We start from the raw sequence: 19,037 nt of genomic DNA, 5'->3' as shown, positions 1-19,037 counted from the left end.
TCGAGCGGCCGGTTCCGCCGTCCGGGGGGGGCTTGGCGGAGTGCGGCAGGGCGGCAGGGCGGCAGGGGCGGCAGGGCGGCATTCAGGATGCGTTCAGTGTGGGGCTGAGAGCGTCGGGCGAAGTGCACGTACTACAGCACAGAGATGCCTCGCACCCGTGCGGGACGACACCTCACCATCTGCCCGACCAGGAGAGAGCGCCCGTGGAGAAGTCCGAAGTCCTGACCGGCCTGGACGTCGCAGGCACCAACCGGTACGTGATGAAGAAACTCCCGGAGGTCACCCTGGCCTTCTGGATCATGAAGATCGCCGCAACCACCCTCGGCGAGACGGCCGGTGACCTCTTCGCCCAGACCCTCAAGATCGGCTACTTCCTCACCACCGTCGCCCTGTTCCTGATCTTCGTGGTGACGCTGGGCGTACAGCTCCGGTCCACGCGCTACAACCCGTTCTTCTACTGGACCGTCATCCTGTCCACCAGCATGGCTGGCACCACGATGTCCGACTTCATGAACCGGGACGCCAGCGCCACGTTCCTCACCGACGGTGCGACGTCGCTGGGCTGGGGGCCGCAGGGCCTGGGGCTCGGATACCCGACCGGCGCCGCGATCCTCATCTCGCTACTGCTCGGCATCTTCATCCTCTGGAAGTCCACCGGGCTGACGTTCGCCATCCGCGACATCGTCACCTTCCGCGCGGAGGCCCTCTTCTGGGCGGCGATCCTCGTGTCGAACACGCTCGGCACCTCGATGGGAGATTTCCTCTCCGACAGCTCCGGCCTCGGCTACGCCGGTGGTGCCCTTCTCGTCGCGGGCGTGCTCGCGGTCCTCGTCGCCCTGATGCGGGTGCCCGCCGTACCGAACGTGCTGCTGTTCTGGATCGCCTTCGTCCTCACCCGCCCCCTCGGAGCCACCGCCGGCGACTTCCTCACCAAGCCCCTCGCCAAGGGCGGCCTCGACCTCGGCACGGCCGGATCGTCCGCCGTACTCCTCGCGCTCCTCATCGGCCTCATGGGATACGCCCACAGGCAAGAGCGCAGGAACACCGTCCCGCGGAAAGAGGCCCTGGCCGACGCTTCCTGATCAGCGTGGGCAGAGGATCGGGGCGGCCGGTTCGTCGCCCGCCGATGCCACCGCCACCGCCATCGCCACCGCCACCGCCACCGCCACCGCCATGAAGAAGGTCACCCAGCAGGCAGGTCGACCACGAACCTCGCCCCGGGCGTGTGCCCGGGGTCATGGCTCACCTCACCACCGGCCGAGCGGGCCAGGCGCCGCGCCAGCGGCAGCCCGAGGCCCGCTCCGCCATGTCCGTCCGCCGGATCGGCCCGCCTGCCTGGCTGGAACAGCTGCCCCGTGAACGTGGACGGCACGCCCGGGCCGTCATCGACGACCTCCACCCGTACGCCTTCGGGCTCCTGGGCGGCCCGGATGCCGACGCACGAGCGGGCGTAGCGCAGTGCGTTGTCGGCCAACGGGACCACCATGCGCTCCAGCAGTGCCGCCGGGACTCCGACCACCAGCGTCTCCGGGCCGGTGACCGTGACGGGAACCTCCCCGGGGGTGCGGAGCAGGTCTGGGAGCCGCCGCAGCACACCCATGATGTCGGTGGTGCCTGGAGCGGTGTGTGTGGTCGCGCGTGCCTCGTCGAGGAGGGTTTCGCAGATGGTCCGCATGGACTCGGCGGCGTCGCAGATGACCGAGTGCGTTGCGCGGGTATCGGCGGTTGTGCGGGGCCGTGCCCGCCACCAGTCGAGTTCGGCCGTGATCCGCGCCAGGGGGGTGCGCAGTTCGTGGGACAACTCCCTGGTGAGTTGCTGTTCGTGGCGCAGTACGGCGCGAATACGGTCCAGGAGTGCGTCCAAGGAGGCGCCGAGCCGCGCGAGTTCGACGGGACGGCCCGTGCCGCCGAAGCGCTCCCCGGAGGCGACCGCGCTCCACTGGGTGGCCTGGTCGGTCATCGCCCTCACGGGCCGCAAGGCACGTCCCACGGCGAGCCGGGTCAGGACATAGGTGCACACCAGGACGGTGCCGTCCAGGGCCAGTGAAGCGATCAGCAGGGTGCCTGCCGAGGAACGGTACGGACTGAGGTCCATGGCGGTGACGACGGCGACGGGCACAGCGCCCTCCCGGGTGTGCCCCGCAGGCTCGGCACACAGACGTATGGGGGCCTCGGATTCGAGGGTGTCGCACCCCTGGCCGGCATGTGCGGCAAGACGTGCGGCGGCCCGGGCGACCGTTCCACCGGAGGGGACGGAGGCGGGGTGTTCGAGCACGCGTGTGCCCGCGTAGATCCACACGTTCGTGTCGAGGACCGCGTCGTCCCCCGTCTCCAGCACGCGTACCGGATCATGGCGGGTGTCGACGGTCGCAGCCACCGCGACCGCCCGGGTGCGCAGCTCGTCGTCCGCCTGCTGCAGGAGGTGCTGGCGGACGATCGCGTTGAAGGCGACGGTGAGGATCACCATGACCAGCGTGGCGGTGGTGAGCGCCACCAGCGACAGCCGGCCGCGCAGGGTGCGTGGCCAGCAGCGGGCAGCCATCGTGGCGAGCCGGGACCGGGAGGGGTTCATGACAGGCGGTGTCCGATCCCTCGAGCGGTGTTGATCGTCAGGCCGCTGCCGGCGTCACGGATCTTGCGCCGCAGTCGGCTCAGATACTGGTCGAGCGTGTTGTCGCTGACCTGTGCGCCGTCCGGCCACCCGGCCCGCACCAGCTCCCGTCTACGCACGAAAGCCCCCAGACCGGACATCAGCGTGGCCAGCAGCCGGAATTCGGTGGGCGTCAGCGCCACCTCGGTACCTCCTGCACGGAGGCTGTGGTGCACCGGATCCAGGACCAGATCCCCGGCCACGGTGGGCGCGGCAGAGCCAGAACGTTTCAGGGCGGCCCGCAGCCGGGCGGTGAGCTCGGAAAGATGAAACGGCTTGGGGAGGTAGTCGTCACCACCGGCGGAGAAACCGCTCAGACGGTCGCAGAGCCGGTGATGGGCGGTGAGGAAGACGACCGGGCCGAGAAACCCATGTGCCCTCATGGCCTGACACACGTCCCGCCCGTCCGCATCCGGCAGGCCGACGTCCAACACCACCGCATCCGCGGTATCACCGACGAGCCGCAGGGCGGTGGCTCCGTCCCGGGCGGGCACCGTCTCGAAGCCCTCGTCACGCAGCCCGCGCACCAGCACGTCCCGCAGGGCATGGTCGTCCTCGACGACCAGGAGGGTGGGACGCAAGAAGGCTCACCTCACAGACTCGGGGAATCACATCCAACGACCTGCCGCTCCGCTTCCTCGGCAGAGAACGGGCGCCCAGGAGGCCGAGTACGTCGAGTACGTCGACAGCGAGCGGACGCTGCGCATGATCGACAGATCGACGCCGGCCCCAGCACGCGACACCCGAGCGACTACAAGCGGGTAGACGGTCTACGGCACTGTAGACGACTCGGGAGAACGGACGGTGTTCCCCTGTCCACCGCGCACTGCGGGGCAGCCCCGAAGCGGAGGACAGGGGGCGCCGGGAGCGCTTTCCAGCACACCAACCGCCGGCGGCGCGGTAGCCGAGGAGGTCGCCCTGCTGGTTTCGACCGGGCGCTCTCTATCCGCGGGAACGAAGTTGAGCGGGCCATCAACGCGCTCAAGGGCTTCCGAGCTGTAGAACAGGCTCAGCCTTTGAGCACGATCCACACCGCGACGCCGAGGAAGATCCCGCTTCCGGCAAGCATGCTGATGTACATGGGCCGCTCCGCTCCGGAGCGTGTTTCAGAAACAGATCGCCGTGCGATCAGCTTTGCTTGATGATGTTGAGATGAGTGACGTCTATTCGCCCGTCCCAGAGCTGAACCTGCTGAAGGAACTGGAAGACCGTATCGGAGGGGAGAACATCTCGACCGGGTTCGATCTCACGGAGTTCGGGTCCACAGCCGGGATCGATACATGGTCGAAGGATCCAGAGTTCCTCGGCAGCTTCGCCTCCTTCGCACTCGCCAACGCCACCGGTTCGATCTATGCCCTGTGGCGGATCGACGGCCGTGCGAACTGGGCGGACATGCCCGTCGTGGTGTTCGGGGACGAGGGCGGGCTCGCTCTGGTCGCAGGCAACCTCCGGGATTTTTTCCAGCAGCTTGCGTGCGACAAGGCGCTATACGTGGGAGATTACGACGCCGGGTTCGATGACGAGGATGACCAGAACGACGAGGATCGCGGCGAGCACGATCGCCATGGGGAGTATCTCGCTTGGCTTGAGCAGCACTTCGGGCTCACACCGGCTGAGAACCCCAACGCCCTGGTAATAGCTGCCGAGAAGGAGCTGGCAACTCGGTTCGCGAATTGGGTTGGGCGCTTCGTCGATGACAAGTCCTTCGAGAAGGATTTCATGAGGGAGATCAGGCGACTCCACAACGAGACCGCCGACTAGGAAACTGCTGGTCACATCCATACGTCGATGGCGGCGACCAGGCAGTTTCGTGGGGATCACTGACCGCGGATGCGTGCATCCGTACCGCGGATGGCTGCGCTGTCGGTACCGCGGTCTACGGTGCGACCATGTCGTTGGCCCTGCCCGATGGTCCGCCTCCCGGCCGCTTCCCGTACCGCCACCCCAAAGTCACTGATTACCACCGCGACGATGCAGTTGTAGCGCGCCAGTTTCTTGAAATGTTTACCAAAGTCCCGCTTGAAGTCGGATTCTATTCCGAACGAGTGAACCAGAGAGCGCAAGATCCTGAGATCCGTCAGGATACCGATTATGCGAATACATTGAATTGGAGATTTTTGACGACGAGTGAAGACTTGAGGAGCCAAACATGGCCGCGCCACAACAGTCCACTCCGATCACGCCTCAGGTGGCCATGACCCTGGCGGCGATCGCGGCGACGGGGGCGACTCCACGTCCGTCGGGGGAAACCCTGCAAGCCCAGACCGACCGGATCAAGTCCGGCATCACCCGGCAGTTGTCCAACCCCCTGACGAAAAGCTGGTCACCGACGTGGCTCGCGCTGAGCCCGGACAACGCGAACATGGCGTACATCGTTAAGAACAACGACCAGATCGCCGTGGTCATCCGCGGGACGATCGCCAGTGTGACCGACATTCTCGAAGACCTCGACGTCGTCGGCACGGTGGTGCCGTTCACCGCCAGCGGGTCGCCGTCCCCCATCTCCGTGTCGAAGGGGGCGATGGACGCCTTCACTCAGATCGTCGACATGCGTCAGCTCGGCACCGGCTCCACTCTCGTGCAGGCGCTCGCCAGCGCCATGACGGGGGTGCCGCAGCCGACGGTCTACGTGATCGGTCACAGCCTGGGTGGCTGCATCGCGAACATGGTCGCGCTGTACTTGAAGGCGCAGACCTGGCAGAAAGTCCAGCCGCAGTTCGGGCTGGTCACCTTCGCCGCACCCACCGCCGGTCTGGAGAGCTTCGCCAGCTACCTCACCTCCCAGTTCGGGAGCATGAACCAGCGCTACGTCAACGCCTACGACGTGGTCCCGCTGGCTTGGGCCGATCTGCCCACCGCGGAGAACTGGTACCCGAATCCCGGACCAGCGGCGAACCTCGAGGTGAAGGGGCTCCTCGGAACGATCGCAAGTCTGCCGGGGAACAACGTCTACGTCCAGCCGGGCACCGCCGTCACCAAGAACACCGACTACATGGTCCGCGACGACAATGTGGTCAAGTCCTCGCTTGCGGATTTCCTGGGCCAGGTCGAATTTCAGCACGCCAATTCCACCTACCTCAGACTGCTGGACGCACCCGTCCTCGCCGGGCCGCCAGTGGTGACCAGCGTGATTCCCAGCTTCGGCGCATCGCGCACACAGGTCACCATCAAGGGCAGCGGCTTCAGCAAGGACTGCCAGGTCGACTTCGGCCCCGTCGCCTGCCAGAAACCCCCCACGTTCAACCCTGACGGCACCATCACTGCCGAGGTGCCCGACGGGACCGGCATCGTCAACGTGTATGTCACCAACCCCCTGGGCACCTCCGCGGCCGTCCCCCTCTCGCAGTTCGCCTACGGCGGGCCCGAACCCGTGGTGGTCACCGGCATCACACCGGACAGGGGCAGGGCCAACGACTCGGTCACCATCTCCGGCGCGGGCTTCGCGAAGGGCGCCACCGTGCATTTCGGAAAGAACCCCTCTCCTTCCGTCCAGGTCGACACGGACAAGATCGTCGCCAAAGCGCCCCCGTCGGGCAAGCCCACGAGCACGACCGTGGACATCACCGTGACCGTGAACGGCTACTCCTCCCCCACCGGTCCGGCCGACGAATTCACCTACATCGGGTAACACGGAAGTCGGTCAACTCAGTGGATGCGGACAGCAGTCACCCCGCGATCGATCAGGACCAGGCAACAGGCAACGCCCTCGGCCCCCAACAACTAGGCCAGTGCGCTTCCAGCCTGCCGAGTCATTCGCGCAAGGAGTGACGCCGACGACGGTCGCACGGCGGTTACGGGTCCCCCACGGTGCGGGACCAGGTCGCGTGGGGTGTGTTGCGCGGACGAGTGGGGCACGTACTACGACCCCCGAAGCACGGGCCTGGTCCCTGCGCGGTCACGGTCCCTGCGCGGTCACCCGCCCCTGGTCACGTCCACACCGCCGGCTCGGGCCGTATGTCCCTGACCGGTCCGCCTCCCTGGCCCGTCTGACCTGCCGCAAGGCCGGTCAGACGGGCCAGGCTGATCTTTCACCTTCTGGTGCACCACCGCCGCAAGGGCGAGAAGAAGGGCTTTCGGGAAGTGGACCCCGCCATGACTCACCCGCAGGCGACAAGCCCCGTAGCTGATGCGGTCACCCCGGCGGCCTCCCGCACACCGCCAGCGAGCACCGCGCACGTGAACGCGATCGCAGGGGCCTTCCAGTCCCAGGAGGCGAACACAATCACCGGCACGACGAACATCGAATGGACGGCGGAGACAACAAACGCCGCCCACGCCCAACCTCCGCGGATCACCGACCGACGTACGGTCACCCAGTGGCGCCACCACAGTCCAGCAGCCACCGCCGCGATGCCGGCCATCACCACAGCGCCCAGCCGGGCTACATCAGCATCGGTCACACTGTCAGGGTCCAGTGCGGTCGATCCGGTCGAGTGCACGCTCAGTGCAACCGCAGTCCATCCGAGGGCCGCCACAGCAAGGAAGCCAGAGCTGCTGCGCTCCGCCGACCCCAACTCGTATGAGATCGTATGGAGTTCGATTTCATAACTCATTCTAGCCACCGCTCTTGAACAGGGACCCGATGGTGTTGGGTCCTGACAGAACCAGGTTGGCTCGGCGAGGTCGAAGGACTCCGGAGCAGCTTCTGCCGCCCGTGACCTGCTCGACGACCTCTCGACAACCTGTTGGATCGACGCGGGCGTGCCTGCGCCGCTATCCGGGGATGGTGCCGAGGTCGGCACCGGTCAGCTCACAGCTTGCTTCCCACAACCGCGCCGCGACGGTGGGGTCGGCGAGGTGGTTCCAGACCGGTTCACGTCGGGGCTCGCCGCGCAGGCCGAAGACGCGCGGTGCCCACAACTGGCCTCCCTCCACGGCCGGGTCGAGCACCGCCCGGACCGCGGGCCATGCGCCGGCGTGCTTGCCCTGGACGAGGAGGGCCGCGGGTGCCGCGCTCAGCCGGGCGCCGGTAGTTCGCACATGGACCGGTGGCCGTGAAGGGGTGAGGGAGTCCAGCGCGCCGCCGGGATGGACCACCACGCTCGCCACCGTGCTGCCGGCGGCACGCAGGCGGCGGTCGAGTTCGACGGCGAAGTACATCTGGGCCAACTTGGAGCGCCCGTAGGTGCGCTTGGGCCGGTAATCCTTCCGGGACTGCAGGTCGTCCAGGTCGAGCCGCTCGGACTTCGCCGCGAAGCTGCCCATGGTCACCACGCGGGCCGCTGGCGCAGCCGACAGCAGCGGCATCAGGCACTGGGTCAAGACGAAGTGCCCGAGGTGGTTCGTGCCGAACATGAGCTCGTGACCGTCCCCGGTCTCCTTGCGCGGCGGGTCGTCAAGTGCGACGCCGGCGTTGTGGACCACCGCGTCGAGGCGCTCCACCTCCAGTGATTCCACCGCTGTTTCGAGCGACGAGAGGTCGGCGAGGTCCAGCCGCACGGCTCGTACCCGTGCGCCGGGGACACGCGCACGGATCGAGGCCGTGGCGGCCTCCGCCTTGGTGGGATTCCGGCTGCCGAGTACCACGGTGGCTCCGGTTGCCGACAACTGCTCCGCGACGAAGTACCCGATTCCGGCGTTGCCGCCGGTGACCAGGAAGACCCGGCCATCGGCACCGGGCAGTCGTTGGACATTCCAGGGCGGGGTGGACGACATGGCGACAGGGCTCCCTTGCTGTTGTAGGCGGCTGCGGCTGCGCTCGGCTGCTCCCTCTGGGTAACTCGTCACCCACGCTTCCAGCGGTCACCGACACTTCACCCCTGGATCACCGACAGTCCCGCCGGACTGCCGACATCCTGCCGACGCGGTGGTGGCCCCTCGCCGCATCGCGCATCACCGCGCCGCTGAGCGTCACGTCGGCCAACCGGAGCGCGCAAGGGCCCACTGGGACGCTCAGGCGGAGTGAGCCCTCACCTTGGTCTTGTCGAAGCCCGGTGGCCGTCCGCCGTGGAGCCCACTCCGACCGGAACGTCCCGCGCCAACCGGCTGTAGCCTCGGGCCTTATGAGTTGGCTGCCTGACGACTTCGTCCACCCCGTCCACGTGCCCGTGCCCGACACCGCGCTCCACCTGCGGCCTATCCGGGAGGCGGACACCGCGATCGACTACCCCGCCGTGATGGGCTCCCGAGAACGCCTGTGGGAGATCTTCGGCCCTGCCTGGTCTTGGCCCCAGGAGACGATGACCTATGAAGAGGACCGCATCGACTTGCTGCGGCACGAGAAGGAGATAGCCGCACACCAGTCGTTCAACTACGCGCTGCTCAACGAAGAAGAGACGGCGATCCTCGGCTGCGTCTACATCGACCCGCCCGAGCGCACCGGCTCCGACGGAGAGGTCTCCTGGTGGGTGGTGGACGACCTCGTCGGCAGTGCGGCGGAGCGCGCGCTCGACGCGCTGGTGCCGCAGTGGATCGCCGCCGACTGGCCCTTCCAGCAGCCCCGTTACCTGGGGCGCGACATTACCTGGCAGGACTGGCTCGCGCTGCCGCACGCCTCGTGACCCGTCCGAGGCGGTGCCTGGGAGTGCCACCACCACAGGTCGGAGCACACCATCAGCGCACATCGCAGCATCGTGCACGGTGATGGAGCCCAGCGGTCAGAGTAAGGCCGGCGGCCGCGGTCAGGGCCGCGGCGGCAAGGCGCAAGGTGTGGCGGCGAGCGGTTCGGACAGTGGTGCTGGAGCTAATTTCGGGGTCCCCCGGCGCAGTCGGTGTCTGTTTCCTCGGTACGTCACTCACTTTGATCGGGGCCGCTATCGCAAGGATGCCGCTCCGTCAACGTCCGGAACGATCAGGGCACTGAGAAGCCCCGCGGCCCGTCGGACGCGTCCTGGTCTCCAGTCATACATCGTTGCCTGAGCTAGCTGGCCGGTTTTGTTGTTCAGCGGCTGCTGATCATTTCGGGGTGAGTGCGGTGTGGTGACTGGGAGTTGGAGCGGGTCTCGGGCAGGCTCTGCCGCATTGACGATCCTGTTCCGGGCGCGACGTGATGCGGGAGTGCCTGCGGCGCCTGCGAGTGCCTGAGGTCCACGTCTCCCGGCCTGTGACTGGTGGGCGGGCCTCGACTACGACGTGCAGATACGACGTGCGGAGTGCCGCTGCCGAAGGACTCCCGGCGGCGGTTCCGAGTACTGTGGGGCTACGGGGCCCTGGCCGAGCCCGCGCGAGCCCGGGCGCCGGGCCCGTCGGCGCTCCACAGGCCCTGGCTCGCTTGCTGCCCTCTGTCGCAGGAGCGGAGGAAGGCCCCAGCCCGCGTCCTTTCTCCTGGCAGGCTCCGGGCTGTTGTAACGGCCTCTGGCAGCGCTCGGCTGCCGGGGGCCATTTATCGCGAAGGAGACCGTCCAACGTGGACGCCATCGATGAGAAGATCATTGCCGAGCTGACCCGCAACGCCCGCATCTCGCATGCCGAACTGGCCAGCCGGGTGATGTTGTCACGCAACGCGGTGCGTCAACGCATCGAGCGACTGGAGCGCCAAGGACATATCGCCGGCTACACCATCGTCCGTTCCGGTGGCGGTGCTGGGGACGATTTCGTCTCGGCGCTCGTGCTCGTCTACCGCCAGGACCGCATGCGCGGCGGCGATGTCCTGGCCGCGCTCAAACTCATCCCTGAGGTCGTCATCTGTGAAGTCCTCAGTGGCGACTTCGACATCATGGTGCGGCTCGAGGCAGCATCACTGGAACGCGTACGGGACATCTGGGAAGAGATTGCCCAGATGCCTGGCGTACGGGACACGGTCACGTCGCTGACCCTCTCCAGGGTCGTCAACCGCCCGCGAGGCGGGGGGAGGTCTGCGGCACAGGGTTGAGCAGTGCGATCGCTTGTTCCCTGACGAACAGCCCGGCCTGGATCACGAGGTCCGCCACGTCATCCAGGTCCGCCAGGTCCGCCCCAGTCTCCCTTGGTCGCGGACGGGTATGTGAGCGGGTCCTGGTCCTGGTCCTGGTGCCGATGCCGGCGCCGCCCTGGATGACGTCGACGCGGGAGGCGGTCACCGTGCTTCGTCCAGGTGGTTGATGCAGACGACCTTGGGCTGGGTCATCTCCTCGAAGGCGAAGCGCACGCCCTCGCGGCCCATGCTGCCGTACTTGTACCCGCCGAACGGCATCGCGTCGAACCGGTAGTCGGACGAGTCGTTGACCATCACACCGCCGGCTTCCAGCAGCCGGGCCGCGGACAGTGCCCGGTCCAGACGTGCGGTGAAGATGCCTGCGTGGAGGCTGTAGCCGATGGCGTTGGCCTGCTCGATGGCTTCCTCGAAGGACGCGAACGGCTGCAGCACGACGACCGGGGCGAACGCCTCTTCCTGCCAGAGCGCGCAGCTGGCCGGGACCTTTTCCAGGACCGTCGGCGCGTACAGGGAGCCGTTCAGCTCGTTGCCGCACAGCAGCACGGCTCCCTGGGCCACCGCGGCGTCGACCTTCCTGCGGACGACCTGCCCGGCCTCCTCGGTGATCATGGGGCCGACGTCGGTGTGCTCGTCGAGCGGGTCGCCGACGCGCAGCTGCTTCGTGCGGGCGACGAAGGCATCGCGGAAGGACTCGTACACCTCCGCCGCGATCAGGATCCGCTGGGTCCCGATGCAGTTCTGGCCCGCGGCCCAGAAGGCACCGGAGACGCACGACTCCACCGCCGCGTCCAGGTCCGCGTCGTCCGTGACGATGACCGGTGCGTTGCCGCCGAGATCCATGGCCAGCTTCTTCAGACCGGCGGCGCGCGTAATGGCCTCACCGGTGGCGAATCCGCCGGTGAACGACACCATGCGCACGTCGGGTGCGCTGACGATCGCGGCGCCGATGTCGGCACCGCCGTTGACGACCGTGACGATCTCCTCGGGCAGCCCGGCCTCGACCAGGGTGTCGACCAGGCGCAGCGCGGACAGCGGGGTGAGGGCGGACGGTTTCAGGATGACCGCGTTGCCGCCGGCGATGGCCGGGCCCAGCTTGTGGGCGACCAGGTTGAGGGGGTCGTTGAACGGGGTGATGGCGGCGATGATGCCGAGGGGTTCGCGGGTGAACCAGCCCTGCCGTTTCTCGGAGCCCTCGTAGGAGTCGAAGGGGATGACCTCGCCGGCGTTGCGTCGTACCTCGGCCGCGGACAGCGCGAGGGTGTTGATCGCGCGGGAGACCTCCTTGCGGGCCTGGGTGAGGGTCTTGCCCGCCTCGGTGACGATCAGCTCGGCGAAGGACTCGGCCCGGAGCTCGACCAGCCGCGCGGTGCGCTCCAGGACGGAGGCCCGGGTGACGCGGGACAGCGCGGCCGCGATGGCGCGGCCGGCCCGGGCCCGCTGCAGGATGGTGTCGATGGCGGTGGCGTCGACGGTGCAGACCGAGGCGATGGCCTCGCCGGTGTAGGGGTTGCGCACGGCCTCCATACCGGAGCCGAGCTCGATGCCGAGGGTCACGGCGGTGTCAGCCACGGTGGGTCTCCTGAAGGACGCGGGCCTGAAGGACGCGGGGCAGGGGGGCGGTGTCGTCGTCCGCGTGGTGGCGCTGGTGGATGGCGATGATGTCGGACAGCAGGGCGTAGGCGGTCTCGATGCGGCCGGCGCCGGGTCCGGACACGGTGACGGTGCCGAGCAGGTCGGTGTGGAAGGCGACCGCGTTGACCGGTCCGGAGACCCCGGCGAGCGGGTGGTGGCCGGGCAGCGCGACGGGGGCCACGCGGGCCTCGACGGTGCCGTCCGCCCGGCGGGTGGCCGAGCCGACCAGCTTCCAGCGCAGGCCCTTCGATACGGCGTCCCGCACGTCCTGCGGGGTGATGTGGGAGATGCCCTCGCGGAAGACGTCCTCGCGGCACAGGTCGGCGCCGAGGACGTGGTTGGCCAGGATCATGAGCTTGAGCTGGACGTCGTGGCCCTCGACGTCGGCGGTGGGATCGGCTTCGGCGTATCCCAGCTCCTGGGCCGCCGCGATGGCCGTCGGAAGATCGATGCCTTCCTCGAGCCGGCCGAGGATGTAGTTCGAGGTGCCGTTCATGATGCCCTGCACGCCGGTGATCTCCAGCCCGCCGAACACGCGCCGGGCGGTGCGCAGAATCGGGGTCCCGCTGAGGACCGCGCCCTCGAACTCGAAGCTGACACCGTGCTCGGCGGCCAGCTGCCCGAGTTCGCGGCCGGCGAGCGCGACCGGTCCCTTGTTGGTGGTGCACACATGCTTGCCGGCCGTCAGAGCCCAGCGCACGTGGGAACAGGCGGGCTCACCGTCGGTGGGGTTGGTGAACGTCGCCTCCACGACGATGTCGGCCGGGACCTCGCGGATCACCCACTCGTTACGCGGATCGGCGTCCCCACCCGGCAGGCCGGCGAAGCTCAGCTCACCGGGCTCGACTGCCAGCAGCGGAGCCAGGTCGATGCCGTCGGTCTCGATCAGGGAGCCGGCCCGCAGGTCGGTGATCGCCACGACGCGCAGGGCGAAACCCAACTCCTCGGCGAGGCGGTCCCCGCGCTGGGATATGAGCTCGGCGAGCGCGCGGTTGACGCCGCCGAACCCGATGAGGGCGAGGTCGTATCGGCCCATGTGATGACTCCTTCGCGATGCACCGCAGCCAACGCGGCGCGGCTGCTCGAAGCCTCCCGTCGGGCAGTGTCAGTACGGCCATGTCAGAGCGACCGCGGTCCATGCCGAACCGCACTGTCGTGATGGCGATTCGCCATGCGTCCGGATCAGCGGGCGCTCGGCGCTTGCGGCGGCGTTGGGTAGGACCGCTCCGACACCACCCCTACGGAGCGGCATACCACCTCTGGCAGGTGGGGGCGAAGAGCTGGGAGGTCATGCCGCGGATGCGCCACCCGCTTCCGGACGCCAACCTGTACATCTGCGGATCGGCGTGGTCGACCGGGCAAGGCTGGGTCTACGGCGTGCTCACCCAGGCCGCGTTGATGCTTGAGGAGCACTTCGACCTGGCCCGTCCGACGTGGCTCTCGTCCAGTGCCTACCTCGGCGCGTAGGCCGCCTGGCAGCACATCGACCGGCCGGACGTGAGTCTGCGCCCCGACGGGACCGCGGTGCGCGCGCCACCGATTCAAGACCTACCAGCCCGAGGAGCCGGCACGGCGTGGCTCGGGCCGCGCCCCGACTCTCTCAGCAGTTCGCGCTGTAGCGGATGCACCCGGGCGGCGGAGCGTGGCTGCTGTCCAGCTGCTGCTGCGCGACTCCCAGCACCCCGCCGGCCAGGACGGCCACCAAGAGGTGCGCGATCACCGTCCAGCGGGCACGGAAGATTCCCGCGAGAACCGCCACGATGAGTACGGCAATCAGCAGCACCCACACCCGCCCGAGGTGCGCAACGCCGGCCGCGTAGATCCGGTCCTGGTCGCCTTGCGCTGCCCATACCTCCATGCCGAGGCCGAACATCCAGTCCAGCACGAGCCACGCGGTCTCCAGCAGGAACAGCGGGATCGCAAGGGCGAGGTCCACGCCCAGGCGCGTGCGGTGCGACCAAGGTCGCCGGCGCTCCGGCGCCGGAGGGGTGTTCATCATGGCCGCAGAGTGCCGAGCCTGGGAGCGCTGCGCATGAGTACGCGTACTCATCCAGACGTCGTTTCGGCCGAAACGAGTAACCCATCGAGCGCCGCCGTGCGCCGGCCCACTGAGTCGGGCGCTGTGGACGCTGCCACTCCGTCAGCGGATTGCCGGACCGCGTCGCCTCACGAAACGTTGCCTGTGCGGAGCGCGGGCGGTGGGAGCACCAGGCCGGCGATCACGATGCCGGCCGGCTGCTGCCAGACAAGGGCCTCGCGCCATCAGTGAGCTGCCGTACGGGCGACGGTTCCGTACGGCCAGCCGATCGAGGGACGGAGACCACGATGAGCAAGCCCCTGAGCGAGGCGGCGATCGAAGCGAGCTACCAGAGTTCGTTCGGCCGGGCCGCCGGATATCTGCCGCGGGACCGCACGGCGGTCGACGCTTGGCAGGCGGCGTTGGTGAAGAGAGCCAGGGCGCAATTGGCGATGGACCATGTCAAGCCGGTCCAGGAACTGGCGGATCTGCTCGACCGGGAGAAGGATCTCCAGGTGCTCGTGACGCGGACGATCGATGAGGCCCTGAAAATGCATCCCGATGGGGTCAGGAACATCGACGAAATGCTGACCTGTCTTGACGAGATCACGCAGACCGCGCCCCACTACCGTCTGGATCCCAGGCAGCGCATCTACTTCCCGATGTCGGCCCTGTTCTGTTACATGATGGCGGTCAAGAACGACGGCTGGGAACTCTTCCGCGATCAGAGGTTCAATGGCGCCCTGCGGAAGATCCTCAAGGCATGGTGCGTCTTCCTGGACAGTCCGGAGAGCCGACACGTCCTGTACGACGGCCCCGACGGCTGGCTGAGTCAGGCGGCGTACGAGGACTTCAAGCTCTACGAGTTCGAGATCGATCCGGACGCCCCCTACGGCGGATTCGCGTCCTACAACGCCTTCTTCCACCGGCCCATCAAGCCTGAGTTCCGCCCCAACGGAGCACTGCATGACCTGCGGGCGGTCGTCTCTCCGAACGACGGCTCGGTGGTCATGGCGTATCCGAACGTCCAAAAGGACGCCTACATCCTCGACATCAAGCACCAGCGGTACTCGCTTCGCCAGTTGCTCGGCAAATACAGCGGCATCGACGCATTCGTGGGCGGCACCGTCTTCCAGTCGTTCCTCTCGGGGGCGAACTATCACCGATGGCACGCTCCCGTCGACGGCGTGATCGAGTACAAGGAGACGGTAGAGGGATTGATGTTCAGCGAGCTGTACTCGGAGCAGGTCGACCCGACCGCCGGTACGCTCTCCCAGGGCTACCAGGCCAACGTCAATACGCGGGGCATCGTGGTCATCAAGAGCGAGTCCCCCGACATCGGCAAGGTTTGTGTCATTCCGGTCGGGATCACCGAGATCTCCTCGGTCACCATCACAGCTGAGGTGGGCCAGCGGGTCACCCGGGGCGACGAGATCGGGTACTTCAGCTACGGCGGGTCGAGCATGTGCCTGGTTTTCGAGCCGAACAAGGTCGACTTCACCGTTCCCACCGGGGTTCCAGGCACCGTCACCGACGACGGCGCGCCCATCTTCGTCAACTCGACCATTGCGCGGGCCACATGACCAGTTGAACGGCGGCAGTCCGGTGGCGCCCTCCCGGAGGAGAGGACGCCACCGTGCGTTTCAGCCAGCCCATCTGACGCCCGCACGACCTCACCGCTCGCCGGTTGCTCCCCCGTGCTCCTTCAGTTCTTCTGGTTCTTCTGGTTCTTCTCGTTCTTCGGCTTCTTGTTGTTCTTCGGCTTCTTGTTGGCGCGTGACGGGAAGTTCTGCGGCTCCTTTTGCATGTAGCCGAACAGCTCGGCCACGAACGCCGCGCCGCGGCCCACCGCGCCACCGAAGCGTGGCGGGGTGCCGAGCTGGATGTCGCCGATGGCGTAGACGCCGGGGACGTTGGTGGCGGTCGAGGTCAGGCCGGTCTTTTTGGGGACGTCACGGCCGGTAAGGACCGTCTTGGTCCCGGAGTCCAGGGCGAGTTGACCGCCGAGCCACTGGCTGTTCGGGGTGCCACCGATCAGGACGTACAGCCACTGGGTGGCGATCTCCTCGTCGGAGGGGTGCTCCTTGCCGGTGGGGCCGATCTTCACCTTCGTGAGCTGCTTGCTCTGATCGGCTTCGCAGAGCTTTACTTCCTTGCGGGGCACGATCCTGACCTTGTTGGCCTGCTCCAGCTGTTTGATCTGGTTGAGCAGATACGTGGACATGTTCTTGCTGAGGTCGGACCGGACGATCACGTGGATCTTCGAGGCGTAGTCGGCGTAGTGGACGATGGCCTGCCCGGCGGAATTGCCGCCGCCGACCAGTACGATCTCCTTGCCTTTGAAGTACTCGGCGTCGGTAACGAGTGCCTGGTAGAAGACGCCCTGGCCGATCAGGTCGTTGGCCTTGGTGGCGTCGTCGAGTCGCCGCCAGGAAAGGCCGGAAGCGACGACCACGGCCCCGGCCTTGATCTTCGTCCCGTTTGCGTCGGTGAGCTCGACGGAGTGTGGCTGCTGGGTGCCGTTGCTCCCGCTGGTCCCGCTACTGCCGATGTGGAGTTTCTTCGCGACGTTCAGGGGCTGCCACTCGACGCCGAAGTTCTTGGCCTGTTGGAGGGCGTTCTTGGCGAGTTCGCGGCCGGGGATACCGTGGGGGAAGCCGAGGTAGTTGGCGATCTTCGAGGAGGTGCCGGCCTGGCCGCCGGGCACGTCGTCCTCGATGACGAGCGTCTGGAGACCTTCGGCACCCGAGTAGACGGCGGCGGACAGTCCCGCCGGCCCGCCGCCGACGATGACGACGTCGTACCAGTTTTTCTGCCGTGGGGTCAGGAGGCCCAACTCCGAGGCGAGGTCAACGAGGGTCGGGTTCGTGAGGCATGTGGCCTGGCCCTTCGACGTCATCTTGACGACGCCTCTACCCTCTGACCTCTGACGCCCGGCCCCACACAGGGCCGGGCGCGTACCGGATCCCCGGCCCATGGCGACTTGGCCACGGGCCGGGGGCCTGGCATTCGTAGGGCCGCGGCGGTCAAGGGTACGAGACCACCGTGGACGGCACCGTCGAGGTGCCCGAGGTGGGGGCGCCGACGTCGTTGATCACGTGCTCGTACTGGCCCTTACCGCCCAGCGAGACCACGAGCAGATCGTGGAACTTCACACCCGGCTTGTTCGGGGCCTCGAAGCCGTGGTCCTGCCGGATGGTGGGATCCACGTTGTAGTAGCAGTAGCTGCCGAGGCCCCACCCTTCGTGGGTGGTCACCGTGTCGGCGATCTTGTACGCGGCGAAGCCCTTGGTGTTGCCGTTCTGGACCGCGGCCTGATTGGGCGCGTCGTAGGCCTTCTCGTTCTGGAAGAACACCGTACGGCCCCGCTCGCCGCGCCACTCCACGTCGTACTTGTTGAAGTGCTCGACGAACAGCCCGGTGGCCAGGACGTCGGCACCGTTGACGCGGATGCCGTAGTCGGCCCGGTTGGTCTCCCAGCCGACCCCGTCCCCGTGGTCGGCGCGCCAGACCCAGGTGTGATCGATGATGGTGTGGTTGCTGTTGATCACCATGCTGGTCGTCGCCTTGCCGGGGCCGGCGCCGCCGATCCGTACGAAGACGTCCTGCACCGTCGTCGGATTGGCGGCGTGGTCCGCGGAGGCCCCGTTGGGGCCAACCTCCAACAGTGTGGCCGAGTTGACCGGGCCGGCGTCGATGAGGAACCCCGCGAGGCGCACCCCGTCCACGTCGGCGACCTTCATGGCGGTCACCCCGTTGTCCGGCACGATGGTCGCGTACCCCAGCCCCAGGACTACGGTGTTCGCCCGCTGCACCTCGATCGGCCGGTCGACATGGTAAATCCCGGGCGTGAGCAGCAAGTTGAGGCCCTGCGCCAGTGCGGCGTTGAGCGTTGCCGCGTCGGTGCCGGGCTTGGCCACGTAGAACCGGCTCAGCGGCAGGGACTCGCCCCTCGGTGTGCCGTTGCCCCAGGTGGTGCCGCGGGCGTTGACCCGCTTCTCGGGGAGGAACACGCGGTAGTCGCCGCCCTCAAGGTAGAGGAAGGGCTTTTCGCGCGAGATCGGAGTGGTGTCCAGGGCTGTGTACGGCGGGTCGGGGAACGTCTGTCCGGGGGCTCCCTCGACTCCGGAGAACACCATGTTCCACACGGCGTTGCGCCAGCCGCCCACCGAGCTGTCGCGCGTGTACCACTGTTGCTGGGAGTACGGGCTGACCGTACCGTCGATCCGGCTGTCGGCGATGTACCCGCCGCTGGCCCAGCCGTAGCCGTCGGGCGCCAGGTTCAGTCCGCCCTTGATGTGCATCCGCCGGAACGGTGCCGCCTGCGCCACGGCCCACCGGTTCGTGCCGTTGACGGGTATGAGCGCGAGGTTCTCCGCCGAGCGCCAGAAGTTCTGCGTCGCATTGCCGTTGAACCAGCCGGCGTCGACGGTCACATCGCCGTTGATGGTCGTGTCGTCCGGCGACAGGCCGAGGCCCGCGATCGAGGTGTAGAAGCCGAGCTGGGCGTTGAGACCGTTGTACGTGCCTGGTTTGAACAGCAGGGCGTACCTGGCGGTGCCGAACTGGGCCGACTCCTGCTGCTTGAAGATCTCGTCGAGCTTGCCCTGGATGTTGGGCGTGCCGGGGTCGAAGACCAGCACGTTCGGTCCGAGGTCGCCGCCGCCGGGCAGCGCGGCGGCGGCGGGCGCAGCGGATGCCTGGGAGGACAGGACGGGCAGTCCGGCGGCGGGGAGTGCGGCCGCCATCGCAGCCAGAATGCTGCGGCGTGAGGGTCTTGGTGGTGTGCGGTGAGCGGCTGCGTCTGCGCTAGCGCCTGTGCCTGTGCCTGTGGGGGGTGTGGGCATGGAAGCCCTCCTGATGTCGGATTCAGGGGGTGAACGGAT

At 67.7% G+C, this 19,037-nt stretch carries 16 protein-coding genes; 7 read left to right on the top strand and 9 right to left on the bottom strand.

Annotation, left to right across the window (positions count from 1 at the left end; all coding sequences use genetic code 11):
* Positions 1–203 precede the first annotated feature (203 nt).
* The gene (locus ACFV1J_RS02040) at positions 204–1,082 is read left to right on the top strand and encodes a hypothetical protein (RefSeq protein ID WP_385855251.1); all 879 of its coding nucleotides are present in this window, start codon (positions 204–206) and stop codon (positions 1,080–1,082) included.
* A 101-nt stretch (positions 1,083–1,183) separates the two neighbouring features.
* On the opposite strand, the gene ACFV1J_RS02035 is transcribed toward ACFV1J_RS02040, so the two are convergent.
* On the bottom strand, positions 1,184–2,572 hold the full coding sequence (locus ACFV1J_RS02035; protein ID WP_385855250.1) for a sensor histidine kinase: 1,389 nt from the start codon (positions 2,570–2,572) through the stop codon (positions 1,184–1,186).
* On the bottom strand, positions 2,569–3,231 hold the full coding sequence (locus ACFV1J_RS02030; protein WP_385855249.1) for a response regulator transcription factor: 663 nt from the start codon (positions 3,229–3,231) through the stop codon (positions 2,569–2,571). Before ACFV1J_RS02030 ends, ACFV1J_RS02035 begins: the two co-directional genes overlap by 4 nt.
* Before the next feature lie 520 nt (positions 3,232–3,751).
* On the opposite strand from ACFV1J_RS02030, the gene ACFV1J_RS02025 reads away from it, so the two are divergent.
* Positions 3,752–4,411 (top strand): hypothetical protein, encoded by a 660-nt coding sequence (locus tag ACFV1J_RS02025; protein WP_385855248.1) that lies wholly within the window; start codon positions 3,752–3,754, stop codon positions 4,409–4,411.
* Between the two features lie 388 nt (positions 4,412–4,799).
* Positions 4,800–6,278, top strand: coding sequence for an IPT/TIG domain-containing protein (locus ACFV1J_RS02020; RefSeq protein ID WP_385855247.1), 1,479 nt, complete (start codon positions 4,800–4,802; stop codon positions 6,276–6,278).
* A 469-nt stretch (positions 6,279–6,747) separates the two neighbouring features.
* On the opposite strand, the gene ACFV1J_RS02015 is transcribed toward ACFV1J_RS02020, so the two are convergent.
* Both ACFV1J_RS02015 and ACFV1J_RS02010 read right to left on the bottom strand, forming a co-directional pair.
* On the bottom strand, positions 6,748–7,203 hold the full coding sequence (locus ACFV1J_RS02015; protein WP_385855246.1) for a hypothetical protein: 456 nt from the start codon (positions 7,201–7,203) through the stop codon (positions 6,748–6,750).
* A 160-nt stretch (positions 7,204–7,363) separates the two neighbouring features.
* Entirely contained in the window at positions 7,364–8,305 is a 942-nt protein-coding gene (locus ACFV1J_RS02010; protein WP_385855245.1) for an SDR family NAD(P)-dependent oxidoreductase, read from the bottom strand.
* Positions 8,306–8,652: 347 nt separating this feature from the next.
* On the opposite strand from ACFV1J_RS02010, the gene ACFV1J_RS02005 reads away from it, so the two are divergent.
* Both ACFV1J_RS02005 and ACFV1J_RS02000 read left to right on the top strand, forming a co-directional pair.
* Positions 8,653–9,150 (top strand): N-acetyltransferase, encoded by a 498-nt coding sequence (locus tag ACFV1J_RS02005; protein ID WP_385855244.1) that lies wholly within the window; start codon positions 8,653–8,655, stop codon positions 9,148–9,150.
* Between the two features lie 845 nt (positions 9,151–9,995).
* Positions 9,996–10,460, top strand: coding sequence for an Lrp/AsnC family transcriptional regulator (locus ACFV1J_RS02000; RefSeq protein WP_385855243.1), 465 nt, complete (start codon positions 9,996–9,998; stop codon positions 10,458–10,460).
* A gap of 183 nt (positions 10,461–10,643) precedes the next feature.
* On the opposite strand, the gene ACFV1J_RS01995 is transcribed toward ACFV1J_RS02000, so the two are convergent.
* Together ACFV1J_RS01995 and ACFV1J_RS01990 are read right to left on the bottom strand one after the other, a co-directional pair.
* Positions 10,644–12,071: an aldehyde dehydrogenase family protein gene (locus ACFV1J_RS01995; RefSeq protein WP_385855242.1), complete on the bottom strand. Its 1,428-nt coding sequence runs from the start codon at positions 12,069–12,071 to the stop codon at positions 10,644–10,646.
* Positions 12,064–13,170 carry a homoserine dehydrogenase gene (locus ACFV1J_RS01990; protein WP_385855241.1) on the bottom strand — a complete coding sequence of 369 codons (1,107 nt, stop codon included), beginning with the start codon at positions 13,168–13,170 and terminating at the stop codon, positions 12,064–12,066. The genes ACFV1J_RS01995 and ACFV1J_RS01990 overlap by 8 nt, the downstream gene beginning before the upstream one ends.
* 230 nt (positions 13,171–13,400) lie before the next feature.
* On the opposite strand from ACFV1J_RS01990, the gene ACFV1J_RS01985 reads away from it, so the two are divergent.
* The gene (locus ACFV1J_RS01985; RefSeq protein ID WP_385855240.1) at positions 13,401–13,601 is read left to right on the top strand and encodes a hypothetical protein; all 201 of its coding nucleotides are present in this window, start codon (positions 13,401–13,403) and stop codon (positions 13,599–13,601) included.
* A gap of 133 nt (positions 13,602–13,734) precedes the next feature.
* Here the strand turns inward: ACFV1J_RS01985 and ACFV1J_RS01980 are convergent, their stop codons facing one another.
* Positions 13,735–14,133, bottom strand: a complete 399-nt coding sequence (locus ACFV1J_RS01980; RefSeq protein WP_385855239.1) for a DUF6234 family protein — start codon at positions 14,131–14,133, stop codon at positions 13,735–13,737.
* 326 nt (positions 14,134–14,459) lie between these two features.
* On the opposite strand from ACFV1J_RS01980, the gene ACFV1J_RS01975 reads away from it, so the two are divergent.
* The gene (locus ACFV1J_RS01975; RefSeq protein ID WP_385855238.1) at positions 14,460–15,734 is read left to right on the top strand and encodes a phophatidylserine decarboxylase associated domain-containing protein; all 1,275 of its coding nucleotides are present in this window, start codon (positions 14,460–14,462) and stop codon (positions 15,732–15,734) included.
* A 122-nt stretch (positions 15,735–15,856) separates the two neighbouring features.
* On the opposite strand, the gene ACFV1J_RS01970 is transcribed toward ACFV1J_RS01975, so the two are convergent.
* Together ACFV1J_RS01970 and ACFV1J_RS01965 are read right to left on the bottom strand one after the other, a co-directional pair.
* Positions 15,857–17,050: an NAD(P)/FAD-dependent oxidoreductase gene (locus ACFV1J_RS01970; protein ID WP_385855237.1), complete on the bottom strand. Its 1,194-nt coding sequence runs from the start codon at positions 17,048–17,050 to the stop codon at positions 15,857–15,859.
* A gap of 127 nt (positions 17,051–17,177) precedes the next feature.
* Complete coding sequence (locus ACFV1J_RS01965) at positions 17,178–18,998, bottom strand: coagulation factor 5/8 type domain-containing protein (protein WP_385855236.1); 1,821 nt, start codon at positions 18,996–18,998, stop codon at positions 17,178–17,180.
* Between the last annotated feature and the right edge of the window lie 39 nt (positions 18,999–19,037).

Source organism: Streptomyces sp. NPDC059649, from assembly GCF_042734445.1.
Taxonomy (GTDB): Bacteria; Actinomycetota; Actinomycetes; order Streptomycetales; family Streptomycetaceae; genus Streptomyces.
Note: the sequence above shows the minus strand (reverse complement) of the source record. Positions and strands in the feature narration are given on the sequence as shown.